The sequence below is a fragment of the Nocardia sputi genome, assembly GCF_023501985.1.
Map to the genome: position 1 here is coordinate 56624 of NZ_JAMFLC010000032.1, position 12371 is coordinate 68994.

11 protein-coding genes are annotated in these 12371 nt (G+C 66.0%); 4 read left to right on the forward strand and 7 right to left on the reverse strand.

The features are described 5' to 3' along the window. Positions 1–23: 23 nt before the first annotated feature. Positions 24–473, reverse strand: coding sequence for a DUF1360 domain-containing protein (locus M8859_RS32775; protein WP_249645419.1), 450 nt, complete (start codon positions 471–473; stop codon positions 24–26). A gap of 229 nt (positions 474–702) precedes the next feature. Continuing rightward, the gene (locus M8859_RS32780; RefSeq protein WP_159919174.1) at positions 703–1119 is read right to left on the reverse strand and encodes a hypothetical protein; all 417 of its coding nucleotides are present in this window, start codon (positions 1117–1119) and stop codon (positions 703–705) included. A gap of 202 nt (positions 1120–1321) precedes the next feature. On the opposite strand from M8859_RS32780, the gene ligA reads away from it, so the two are divergent. Then, positions 1322–3313, forward strand: coding sequence for an NAD-dependent DNA ligase LigA (ligA, locus tag M8859_RS32785; protein WP_249645420.1), 1992 nt, complete (start codon positions 1322–1324; stop codon positions 3311–3313). A 205-nt stretch (positions 3314–3518) separates the two neighbouring features. On the opposite strand, the gene M8859_RS32790 is transcribed toward ligA, so the two are convergent. The 4 genes from M8859_RS32790 to M8859_RS32805 all read right to left on the reverse strand — a co-directional run bounded on the left by M8859_RS32790 (position 3519) and on the right by M8859_RS32805 (position 6547). Further along, positions 3519–4283 carry a potassium channel family protein gene (locus M8859_RS32790; protein ID WP_159919170.1) on the reverse strand — a complete coding sequence of 255 codons (765 nt, stop codon included), beginning with the start codon at positions 4281–4283 and terminating at the stop codon, positions 3519–3521. Between the two features lie 250 nt (positions 4284–4533). Beyond that, positions 4534–5127 (reverse strand): TetR/AcrR family transcriptional regulator, encoded by a 594-nt coding sequence (locus M8859_RS32795; protein ID WP_159919168.1) that lies wholly within the window; start codon positions 5125–5127, stop codon positions 4534–4536. Then, positions 5124–6068, reverse strand: a complete 945-nt coding sequence (locus tag M8859_RS32800) for an NADP-dependent oxidoreductase (RefSeq protein WP_236565224.1) — start codon at positions 6066–6068, stop codon at positions 5124–5126. The genes M8859_RS32795 and M8859_RS32800 overlap by 4 nt, the downstream gene beginning before the upstream one ends. 32 nt (positions 6069–6100) lie before the next feature. Beyond that, positions 6101–6547 (reverse strand): hypothetical protein, encoded by a 447-nt coding sequence (locus M8859_RS32805; protein ID WP_249645421.1) that lies wholly within the window; start codon positions 6545–6547, stop codon positions 6101–6103. Positions 6548–6666: 119 nt separating this feature from the next. On the opposite strand from M8859_RS32805, the gene M8859_RS32810 reads away from it, so the two are divergent. Further along, a complete protein-coding gene (locus M8859_RS32810) occupies positions 6667–7218 on the forward strand; it encodes a dihydrofolate reductase family protein (protein WP_159919162.1) in 552 nt (183 codons plus the stop codon). Positions 7219–8251: 1033 nt separating this feature from the next. On the opposite strand, the gene M8859_RS32815 is transcribed toward M8859_RS32810, so the two are convergent. Further along, positions 8252–9724: an FAD-dependent oxidoreductase gene (locus tag M8859_RS32815; protein WP_249645422.1), complete on the reverse strand. Its 1473-nt coding sequence runs from the start codon at positions 9722–9724 to the stop codon at positions 8252–8254. Between the two features lie 293 nt (positions 9725–10017). Here M8859_RS32815 and M8859_RS32820 point away from each other — a divergent pair, with 293 nt between their 5' ends. Further along, positions 10018–11250 (forward strand): flavin-dependent oxidoreductase, encoded by a 1233-nt coding sequence (locus tag M8859_RS32820; RefSeq protein WP_159919158.1) that lies wholly within the window; start codon positions 10018–10020, stop codon positions 11248–11250. A gap of 710 nt (positions 11251–11960) precedes the next feature. After that, positions 11961–12086 carry a hypothetical protein gene (locus M8859_RS37080; RefSeq protein ID WP_255466057.1) on the forward strand — a complete coding sequence of 42 codons (126 nt, stop codon included), beginning with the start codon at positions 11961–11963 and terminating at the stop codon, positions 12084–12086. The last annotated feature ends 285 nt before the right edge of the window (positions 12087–12371 follow it).

Consider the following 12371-nt stretch of genomic DNA (forward strand, 5'->3'; position numbering starts at 1 on the left):
GGTCGCGGCGAGCCACCGCTTCATCATCGGCCCGCCGAAAATTCTCCCTGGGCGATCTGCTGAGCAGTGGCGTACGCCAGGTGCAGGAAATCGGCGCCGGCCAAAGCCGCCGCGGCGTCTGCCAGCACTCGCGTCGCCCGCGGCGCGAAGACGTGGCCGATGGTCAAGCCGGTGATCGCCCACACGTCGAAGCAGAACGGGCAGCTCAGCAACTCACCGATGCTGTGCTTGATCCCCTCGGTCCCTTTCGGCTCCTCGGCCACTTCTCCGGGCCCGCCGTCGTGCGGGACCGGCTGCGTGAACAGGGCACGCACCGGCGCCGTGATCGCGGCCTTGGTCCCCAGACGCGACAGCTTGTGGGCGGCGAACGCGGTCACCACCAGATCGCCGACGCTCATCGCGCGCGGGAGTTTGCGGCCCGTCGCGCTCCCCAGCAGCACGACCGCCAACACCACGGTCGCGTAAGCCACCATCGTGACGACATATCCTCCCAACGGACGACGGTTGGCGGTCATAACCGAGATACCGCCGTCACGTCGTGCACGATTGGAAACGCGTGTCCCACCACTGCCTCCTCCTACACCGAACCGATTCCCTCCCGGCCTACCCTCACCGTGACCCAGCAAACTGCGGTCCGCTCCTCGGCCGAATCACAAGATCGTCGCTGATCGTGACCCGGCTCCGGGTGGGCGGTTCAGCGAGTCAGCCGCAGGTCTTCGCCAGGTGGTCCGTCGCGGCCCGGACTGCGGGGCTCTCCAACGTTGTGGACGATTCCTCCATCAGTTTGGCGGCCTCCTCCAGGCGCGACGGGTTCTTCATCAGCTTGCTGCCCTCGACGAACTTTTCGTAGCCCTCGGCATAGGCGGTCCATCCCGCTTTGGCCTCCGCGGGGGCGGCTGCCTCGATCGCGCGAACTGCGGCGAGCGTCTGCTCGGTGGAGGTGTTCGTGGCTGTGACCGTTGGGCTGAAGTTCTTCCCCGCCGCACAGTAGGCGCTCGTGTCGCCCGAGGAACTGTTCGACCGCCCCGGACTCGACGTCTGCTGGTCGTCACTACTGCCGCAACCGGTCAGCGCGCCGATTACAAGACCCAGAACCACCAGCGTGACTGCGCTACGCATGTACTGTCATTCCTCCCGATCGATGCGGCAGACAGTGGATGATCTTGCCGCGCGGGCGTCACAGTATCGGCACGCGGGACAGGGCCTCAAGGCCGTACATTCAGGGGGTCGGCACGATCTCGTTGTACGAACCCAGCGCCGAGTTCGCCGACTCGGCCGTAGGGACACCGAGTGTCGGTGGGTGTCGGTAGCGTCAGGTGCTGTGGAAGCTGGGGAACGTATCCGGGTGCTCGCGGACCGCATTGTGGCACTGCGCGACGCTTACTATCAGGGCTCGCCGCTGGTCGCGGACGCCGAGTACGACGCGATCGAGGACGAACTGCGTGGCCTGATCGAGGCGCACCCCGACCTCACGCCCGACCCGAATCCGCTGGAGCAGGTCGGGGCGCCCGCAGTGCTGCACGCCCCGATCCGGCATTCGCGTCCGATGCTGTCACTGGAGAAAGCGACCAAGCCCGAACAAGTCGCGGCGTTCTTCGACCGCTTCCCCGGCCAGCCCGTCGTGGTGATGCCCAAACTCGACGGCCTGTCCCTCGCACTGATCTACGAGCACGGGCGGCTGGTGCGAGCCGTGACCCGAGGTGACGGCACCACCGGCGATGACGTGACCGTGCTGGTCCGCGCGTTGGTCGACGGCGTCCCCGAACGGATCGACGTTCCCGGGCGGGTGGAGGTGCGCGGCGAGGCCGTGATGCTGCGCTCGACCTTCCTCACCTACAACACCGCCCATCCCGACAAGCCGCTGATCAATCCGCGCAACGCCGCCGCGGGCACACTGCGGGCGAAGGACCCGGCCACAGTCTCCGAGCGTCGCCTGCAGTTCTTCGGTTTCGACTTGGACACCCCGGCCGACTCCGCCGCGCTCGACCTGCAGGAGGGCCTGGCGGCACTGGGGATCACAGGCGCGGACATGCGCCACTGCGCCGATGCCGAACAAGCACAGGCCGTGATCACCGCGATCGAGCAAGGTCGCAACGAGTTGGACTACGACCTCGACGGCGCGGTGCTACGGCTGGCCGACCGAGATGCCTACGCCGCGGCCGGGACTCGGTCGAACTCCCCACGTGGCGCGCTGGCATTCAAGTTCGCCGCCGAGGAGAAGACCACGTTGCTGTCCGAGGTGGTCTGGGACGTCGGCAAGACGGGCAAGATCGTCCCGGTCGCGTGGCTGCAGCCGGTGTTCGTGGGCGGCACGACGGTGACGAAAGCGACGCTGGCCAACCAAGAGGTGATCCGCGCCCGCGACATCAAGGTCGGTGACACCGTGCTGGTGCGCCGCGCGGGCGACGTGATCCCGTTCGTGGCGGGCGTGCTCGACGCCTCTCAGCGCACGGGCGAGGAGCGCGAGATCGTGCCGCCCACCGCCTGCCCCTCGTGTGAGCAGCCGGTGACCGAACAGGGCAACAGCCGAGAACTGTTCTGCACCAACGTTTCCTGCCCCGCGCAGACGGTGCGGAGGCTGATCCACTGGGCGTCGCGGGCGGCGGCCGACATCGACGCCATCGGGCAGGTGTGGATCGAACGCCTGGCCGAGGCCGGCATCCTGGAGCGCCCGTCGGACTTCTACACACTGACGAAGGAGCGCCTGCTCGAGTTCGACCGCATCGGCGAGGTCTCGGCCGCGCGCATGATCGACTCGATCGATGCCAGCCGCCGAGTAGGCCTGCGCCGCGCGCTGATCGGCCTGGCGATCCCGATGGCCTCCGACGGCACCGCCGCTCGACTGGCCCGAGCGGGATTCGGCTCCCTCGAGGAGGTCGCCGACGCGGGCGAGGAACGGCTCCTGGCGGTGGAGGACATCGGACCGAAGGTCGCCGCCTCCCTGGTCACGCACCTCACTCGCCTGCGTCCGGAACTGGAACGCCTGCGAGCGGCGGGCGTCTGCCTGGACGTGCGCGAGGAAGACCTTCCCCCGGTCATCGCGGCCGGCGCGCCACTGGAAGGAAAAACGGTGGTGATCACCGGCGCGATCAGCGACCCGCGCTCGGGCGAAAAGGTCGCCCGCCCGACATTCCAACGCCTGTGCGAGAAAGCGGGCGCGACGGCAGCGTCCTCGGTCTCGGCGAATACCGACCTTCTCATCACCGGTGCGGGAGTCGGTGACAGCAAGCTGGCCAAGGCGCGGAAGCTCGGCGTCGAGGTCGTCGATCAGGGCGAGATCTGGAACCTGCTCATCGCTGCCACGATCGTCTAGACCTCGGCGCGCCCTGCCGGGCCGCGCCGTCCGATATGTCGAATGCTCCGGTCATCGGATGGCGGGGGTACGTACGCTCGTTTCGATAGTGAGCCTGCGCCGCAAGCGATCAGGCCCGTCGCTGGATCCTCGGCATCGATGTCGTCGGGCACTCCGAAGCGGGTCGGGATGAGGCACCCGCGGGCAAGAACGGTGAGCCCTACGCTCATTCGGTCGGCACGGCAGCCGGCGCAATCGCAGTGGAGCGCAGCGCGGCCACTTCTGCGCGCAGGGCTTTGATCTCGGCGATGAGTTCGGTGATCTCCCGGTCGGTATTCTCCACATTCGCCTCGACACTCTTCAGCTGATCCATCACCCAGCTGGTGGTGGTGCCGATCGCGAAACTGATCAGGCCGATACCCAAGGTCATCAGGATCAACGAGATCAAACGGCCTTCGGTGGTCACCGGATACACATCGCCGTAGCCGACGGTGGTCACCGACACCATCGACCACCACAGCGCGTCACCGAAATCGTGGATCTTGCTGTCGGTCGCCCCGTACTCGGCGTCGAAGAAGGCCAGGCTGCACAGCAGCAGCAGGAGTATCGAACTGGCCCCGACGAACACCGCGAGCCTGGCTCTGGTCGTCGTGTTCCGGTTCAACGTGCCGATCACGAGCATGGCGGCCCGCAGCAGCCGCAGCGGGCGAAGCGGCGGCAGCACCACGATCAACAAGTCGACCGGGTGGGTGCGCAGGAACCGCGACCGGTTCCCGGACAGCCACAACCGCACCGCGAAATCGAGCGCGAACGCCGCCCAGATCGCCACGTCCACCCGGGTGAGCCAGGCGTCCAGACGAGGTGAGGCCCCGGTATCGAGCACCTGCCAGGCGTAGACGCCGAGGAATACAAGGGCCAGCGCCATCATGGGGATGCCGGCCATCCGCTCCCAGGACTGTCTGCGGGTGAACTCGGCATGTGTGTCGGGCATCGAACTACCTGTGTATCGCTCTGCTGCGGAATCGGCGACACCGCAGGTCCGGCCGCTCTCAGAGGAGACCGGCCGATCTCACGCTGATTCTCACACGGAACCGCAGCCGCCATGCCGGCCCGCGTCGGCATTACGACGAGGGGCATAGCCGCTGATGTCGACCAGGTCGAGGTCGTCGATCACCAGGAACGCCGTCGCTTGTTCGACCTGATCATGGGTGGGACGGCGGCAGGCCGGGCGACTCGACGAGTCAACGTCCCGCTCGCGCTCGCGATATCAGATCCTCGGCCAATGCCTCGAGCCGGACGGCCGGACCACCTGTCGGGTAAATCCCGCCGACCGCGAAGGCGCCGACGATGGCGAGGTGGAGCTGATCGGCAAGTCGGTCGTCATCGGTGACGTCGAGTCGTGCCGTCAGTGCGCGTAGCCGTCGCGCGAGTTCGTGTTCGTGCTCGGCGCAACGCTGCCGAATTCGCTCCGATTGCTCACTGCTGAATTCCGCGGCTGTGTTGACGAAAGCGCAGCCGCGATAGCCCTCACGCGTCGCCAGTTCCTGGATCCAGGCGAGCTGGGCATCGAGTTCGGACCGCGCGTCGGCGTAGCGCGCCGCGGTCGCGTCCCACTTGGCCCAGAAGTTGTCGTCGCGCCGCTGCAGCACAGCGAGGACAAGGTCGTCCTTGGTGGGGAACCATCGATACAGGCTCGCCTTCGCCATCCCCGCCCGTCGCACGACCTCATCGACACCGATGGCGCGTACACCGTGGTCGTAGAAGAGTTCGGTCGCGATGCCGACGAGCTTGTCGCGCACCGCGATACCGCGTAGCTGCTTGGGCTTCTCGCTCACGCACGCTCCTGCGTGTTCACCACGATCGCGGCCTTGCCGAAGCCGCGGCGATCCTGGACCCATCGCTGGGCATCGGCAGCGTGGGAGAGGTCGAACTCGGCGCCGACCACGACGCGAACCGCGCCCGAATCGACCAGCTCCGCGATCCCCGCGAGTGCCGCGGGGTCGGGTTCCACCAAGCATGAGGCCGCGCGGATACCCCGCTGCGCCGCAACGGCTTTGTATCCCTTGATCGACCATGCGGTCGCCAAGGCGATCGCGCCGCCGGTCGTCACGCGATCGAACAGCGAGGCGCCGAAATCGTGTCCCACCAGATCCAGCACAGCGTCGACCTTCCCGATCGCCGTGACAGCATCCCGATCGGTGTAGTCCACGCAGGTGTGCGCGCCCAATTCGTGCAGTGTGGCGTGGTGATCGGGGCTCGCCAGGGCGGTGACCGTGGCGCCGCGCGCGAGGGCCAATTGCACCGCGACGTGACCCACGCCGCCGGAAGCTCCACCGACCAGAACGTGCCGACCGGCACGTGCCCCGACAGCGTCGAGCATCTGCCACGCCGTCAGCGCGGCCATCGGCAAGCACGCCGCCTCCACGAAGGACGCCGACCTCGGCATCGGCACCAAGTGATACGCGGGAACGGTCATGTATTCGGCGTACGTGCCCGCGGGATAGGGAAACCAGGCCAGTCCGTAGAGGCGGTCGCCAACGGCATGGCGGGTTACTCCGTAGCCCACCGCATCCACCACACCGGCGACGTCCCATCCGGGGATGCAGGGCAGCCGCATGGACTGCTCGTAACCGGCGTTACGGCCGGTGTGCATGTCGATCGGATTTACGCTGGTCGCCCGCACCGCGATGCGGACTTCCCCGGCGGCAGGCTCCGGCCGTGGGACGTCGGCGATCTCCAGTGGGGATCCCCAGTGCTCGTGCCGGGCCGCGCGCATCGTTGTCCTGCTCGGCCGGCGAGCACCGACGATCATGACGCCCGAACCAGGGCGGTAGCGTCGACGCCGCATTGGCGCGCGACGCCGGCGACGTCGAAGTGGAAGCTCTCCCAGCTCACCCGACCGTCGCGGAACCGACACAGGATGAAGACCGGCACCGAGACCCGGTTGCCGTTCGGCACCGCGCCACCGAAGGTGAACGCCGGAGTGAAGGCGATCTCGCCCCAGCAGCACCGCGTCTCACCATCGAGCCCGTGACCATCCAGCCGGACCTCGTAGTCCGGGGCGAACGCGAACCGCCCCGTGATCGCGCCTTCGATCTCGGCGCCGGCATCGCCTACCTTCGCCCCCTGCCTCGATGGGCACTCCACCCGCCGGCTGTCGCGCTGCGGCCGGAATGGGCGCGTGGATGGTTCGATGTCTGGCCCGGCGGGATCTAGGTGACCATCATCCGCGGGGAATGCCGCGACGACATCCACGGAGCCTTCCCCGGCCGCGCCACCTGTGTCATCTGCTACCGCCATGTCCGATGATTTCGTGGATAAGTTCTGTCCGATGAGCGCCGATGAGTTTCGAGCGTGTAGGAGGTCTACCCGTCATGAGGAAACTGATCTACGGGTTCAGTGTGTCCCTGGACGGCTACATAAACGATCGCGACGGCAGCATCGACTGGACCAACCCGGACGAGGAGCTGCACCAGTTCCACAACGACCGCTACCGCGAGATCGAGGTGTCGCTGCACGGCCGTCGCCTGTACGAGCTGATGGCCGAGTACTGGCCGCACGTGCCCGAGGACGCGCCGCGCATCGAGCGTGAGTTCGCCACGCTCTGGACGGAGAAACCGAAGGTCGTCTTTTCCCGCACACTCACCGAGGTCCACTGGAACAGCACGCTGGTCAGCGAGAACGCGGTCGAGGAGGTCCGCAGGCTCAAGGCCGGAGGCTCTGGCGTCATGGAGGTCGGTGGCGCGAGCCTCGCGGCCTCGCTGATACCCCACGGGCTCATCGACGAGTACCAGCTGTTCGTCTTGCCCGTGGCACTCGGCGGCGGCACACCGCTCTTTCCACCGTTGGACAAGCGCATCCAGCTCCGATTGGTAGAGACGAGGCACTTCGACACCGCGGTGATGCTGCGCTATATCGCCGGCTGAGGTTCTTTCGACCGCAGCAGCCCCACTACCGGACACACGCGGCGCCGGCTCTTTCCCGAGCGCGAAGGTGTGGTGCCGCAATGGGTGTCCAGCATCGTCGAAGCCGATTCATCGACATCACGCGAGGGTCGGTGGAGAATAACGCCGATGCCACGGTCCGTATGTGCACCGAGTAGGGCGGCCGCGGAGGCTCCGACTAGCTCAACTGTGGAAACCAACACCTACATCACAACAACTATCGAAGCTGCGTTTTCACAACCTTGCTCGCAGGGCCCGAACCGCGCATCGCCGGGGTAGATCGCGGTTCTAATCGTCGACTCAGGGTGTGGGTATGAAGTCGAGGTCGCGGAGGAGGTTTCGGAGCAATCCGTTGGCGCCGACGCCGAGGGCTGAGCTGAGCAGCATTCCGACTCCGACATCCTGTGGTGTGGCTGTCGGTAGCCAGGAGATGGTTTCGGGTGGGTGATTGACCTTCGACGTCCTGAACTGCCCTACGGGGGACTCTCCCGCGAAGAGGGTGGCGCGCTTGGGTCCGATTGGGATAAGCCGGTACGTGACTCCTCGCACGAGCGCTTCGCATCGGTACGTGCGTCGTCGCAGGCCGCGCTTACCCGCCGAGATGACCGCCCGATCGCTCTCGACCATGAGCGTCACGCTGCGTCGGTTGGTCGCAAGGATCCTTGGTGGCGCCACGCTCGTAGCGAGTCGGCGCGGCAGGCCTTCGTCTTGTACGGTGAGCCGCGGCGCGCCGACAACTTCGACCGTGATACTTCGCGGATACCACAGCTCGGTGAATCGTGCGGCACCGAACCGGCTATGGGTCGGAACCGACCGCAGTGTCGGCTCGGAGGGTAACTCCGGCCCCGTAACCGCCCGTTTCAGGCTCTTCCACATTCAGCGCTCCTGCAATCGAGAACTTTGATCGGCACTGCCGAGCAAGTATTGACATCGACGGTATCCCAACTATCGGGAAGGCTCCTGGGCCCGATGCTGGGCGGGAAGGTACGTCTCCTGCTAGAAGCACTCGGCGGTGCTAGTGAGTGCACCGATGCCTCGGGCACGGATTCGCGAACTCATAACACGGGGCCGCCCCACCTGCTATGTCCGATCGGTTTTGTTCGGCCGCGTTGGCGCGGTTGGCGGTGACGGCCCGTTCGAGCAGCGTCGGGTCGGCGAGTCTGTCAGGGTGATCGAGCATGAACGTTACGTCCCGGAAGGCTTGCGCGACATGCTGGTCGGTGACGGTGGCGGTCGTGATCTGCTCGAGCGCCCACCGCTGGCGCCGTACCTCTTCGGGCACCTCGGCATTGTCGAGAGCGTCGAGCCGGGCAGCGTCGCTTCCGGCCGAAACCTGCCATGCCGCGTCTACCACGACTTGTTGCAGGTCGAAGAACTCTCTCGCGGGCAGGTCGAGGTCCGGCCCTGCCCGCAGATACTCGTTCAAGCAAGAACTGTGCAATGCCGCCGAGGACATACCTTGTCCGAATGCCGGGTTGAACGCGGCAACGGCATCGCCCACACTCACCAGGCGGGCAGGCAGGTTCAGTGGTCCGGCGAAATCCCTTCGGCGACTGTCCCTCTGGTGGTAGGTGACGATCTCGCGGACGAGTGCCCCGCCGACTGCCTCTGGGAACGGATGCGGCATGTGCGCGCACAACTCGCGGAACTCTTCGACGGTTCGCGGCGGTTTGACCGGGTGGTGCGCCATCAACATCACGATCCAGCGCCCGCTCTCGACAGCGCTGGTCACCGACAGCGCGATGCCTCGCGGCCCCCGGCCGGGGGAGTGCTGCACCAGCGTGGTGGCCCAGGAGGGTTCGTCGTCGCGTACGCGATCGAACAGCGCGGTGGCGTAGTTGATTCCGCTGGGTAACCGCTGCAGCGGCGGGCGGTCGAACCCAGCCTGCTCGAGCCAGGCTGAAAGCTGGCTGCCACGCCCCATGGCATCGATGGCGAAGTCGGTCTCGAGCAGGTTCTCGGCGTCATCGACCATGTACCGAACACCGGAGACCGCGCCCTTGTGACTGTCGAAACCGACCGCCCGCCCCCGCTTGATCACCACGTTGGGCAGCGCCAGCACCCGAGCACGTATCCGAGCCTCCAAGAACGGCCGGGTCGCCAGCATCAGCGGCTCGTGCCGGGTCTGCAGGCATGGGTGGGTGTCGAAGTACAGGCTGGCTCTCTCCGGCGCGGCGGGCACTGCGCCCAGCGCATACGCCTCCTCGGCGAAGCCGGGCAGCAGGCGCTCGATCCGCACCAATCCGGCGGGCAAGAGCACATGCACTTGCTGGCCATGCGGGACACCAGAGCTCACCGAGTCGTTCCCCGCGACCTCGTTCCGCTCGATCACGACCACCCGCCGCGCATAGTCGGCGAGCACACGTGCGGCAAGAAGACCAGCGATACTGCCGCCGATCACGCACGCGGTGCCGAAGCGACTTTCAGGTGCGTCCGGTGGGTTCGCCCACAACAGATGCTCGAAGACATCACGGGCAGAGCCACTCACGCAAGTACCCTATGCCCACCGCAGCAGTAATTGCACGACATCACTTCCCAACGCGGGGCAGCTGGATAACTGGAGCCGGCCCCGATCGAGGGCACTGCGCAGGATAAGTCGTCGGTTCACTGACGGCCCACCCTTGGGTGAGGATTCACCCACCGCTGGGGGTGCGCCGACCAACACCGGGGTTGCTATCGCAAGGGCACCTGCTGGAGGAGGTTGGAACGACCACAGTTGATCTTCTCCCAACCCTCCGAGGAACACGATATGAACCCCTGCACCAACTCGAGTGCCGACTCATGAAAGTGCTGATCGTCGGAGCCGGAATCGGAGGACTTACAGCGGCCTTGAGTCTGCACGCCGCCGGCGTCCGGGCCGTCGTGATCGACAGTGCCATCGAGCTGCGCCCACTCGGGGTCGGCATCAATCTCCTACCACACGCAACCGGCGAACTGGCCGAGCTGGGCCTACAGGAGAGGTTGGCCGAGATCGCCATCCCCACAGCTGAATGCCTGCACCTGGACCGGTTCGGCAACGAGATCTGGCGTGAACCACGCGGACTTGCCGCAGGCCACCCTTGGCCGCAGTACTCGGTTCATCGCGGCGAGCTCCAGATGCTGCTGTTGAACGCGGTTTACGAGCGCATCGGTCCGGCTGCGGTGCGCACCGGCATGCGATTCGAGAACGCGACTCAAAACGCCGACGGCGTCCGTGTCCGGATCCACGATCGCATCCGCGACCGCATCGTCGAGATGCGTGCCGACGCGGTGATCGGTGCCGATGGACTACATTCCGCTGTGCGCGCGCAGCTGCAACCAGGCGAAGGTCCGCCTCTGTGGAACGGCATCCGTATGTGGCGTGGCGTGAGCGAGGCTCGGCCCTTCCTGTCCGGCGCATCCATGGTGATCGCGGGAAGCAACCATGCCGCGAAGTTCGTCGCCTACCCCATTTCCGCGGCGGCCCGACAGCGCGGGCGCGCGCTGATCAACTGGGTGGCAGAGGTCAAGGTTACGGATATGGCCGAGCAAATTCCGGACTGGAACCGGACCGGCCGACTCGAGGACGTGCTGCCGCACTACCGGGGCTGGCAGTTCGACGGCCAGGACGTGGGTGAGCTGATGGCGGCCAGCGACACCATCCTCGAATATCCCATGGTCGATCGGAACCCTTTGACAAGCTGGACCTATGGCCGGATAACGGTCCTCGGCGACGCTGCGCATCCGATGTATCCGGTCGGCTCCAACGGTGGATCCCAGGCCATCGTCGACGCACGCGTGCTGGCGCGTGAATTGGCTGCGAGAAGCGATGCAGTCGCCGGACTCGAGGCCTACGAGGCGGCACGGCGAGAGGTGGTGAACGCCATCGTCCTCGCCAACCGGGACATGCCGGTCGACCACATCCTCCGAAAAGTTGCCGACCGCGCTCCCCATGGCTTCGACCGGATCGAAGAGGTGCTGACCGAATGCGAACTCGACGAGATCGGCAAGGGATACCAACACACCAGCAGGAAGGCGACCCCGATACACCAGTAGATGACCTTGTCGGTAACTCCTGTAGAAGGGTTTCACGAGTTGTCGACAACTTCTCATCGGGTCCACTCGGCCCCGCAACCACGCATGTCGTTGCCACGGACACTCCAGCCGGGAGTCGAGATAGCCAGTGCTGAGTCCAGCCGGGGGGCTCGGCCCGGACAAATCGCGGCCGCTGATTGGAGGGATGAGCACTTATCTCGCCGCCACCTCGATGGGACGGGTCCGGTGATCCGGCCGACCTGTGCGGACCGGCACAGCAGCAGGAGCGGACCTGCGAGGTCAGAGCACGCTGCTGCCGAGGGACAATACGCTACTTCCGGCGCTGAGAAGCAGCGACAGAATCGATAGGAAATTCACTTCGGACTCTCTTTCTCCTGGCCACCGCCAGAGCTTCATTGTCTGGTCCGAGAGGTTTCGGGCACTTCAGCCCGTTGGCGAACCGCTCCGCTGCAGCGTAAGCGCACTCCGGTTCGGTGGTCGCGTTGCACTCCCCACGCCTGACAACAACGGACACCGAGCCATTTCCTGGGCGGCGCATTCCGCACGACCAGTGAACCTGCGGGTATCCAACTCACGCAGAACGCTGTGATTCCGTAGCGGTGACAGCGCAATACGGCCCGTGGGTGCGACGGCACACGGGCCGCTTCGAATGGACAAGCCGAATCCGCGCTCTCGGGGGTCGCAATAGCTTTCGCGCAAAATCATTGGATATGGACATACCCCCGGGTTACCCGGTCCGGAGGTATGACTACTTTCTCGGTGGCGAAGATTTCCATGAGGCCCACCCGGCCGCCGCCGAGCTGCCGCAGTGGGTTCGGCTGCATGTCATCGACTGACCGCCCGAGCCGATACTCACGCCCTGCGGAATACCGGCATTGATCGCCGGTGTCTGTCGTGCTGCTGTGCCTGGGCCCTGGCTGCCCAGGCCTGGTTACAGGTGTAAGTGGGTACGCGACCACGGTGGGTTCTCGCCGTCGCCTGGTTGTGAGGTTCAGTGCGCGACTTCGTGGACGACGGCTTCGGCGCGTACGTGCAGGACCTCCTGCAGAACCATCCTCGACATCGCCATGTTCGACAGGTGTCCCTGCAAAGTGATCACCACGTGCGCCGCGGCGCGGCGG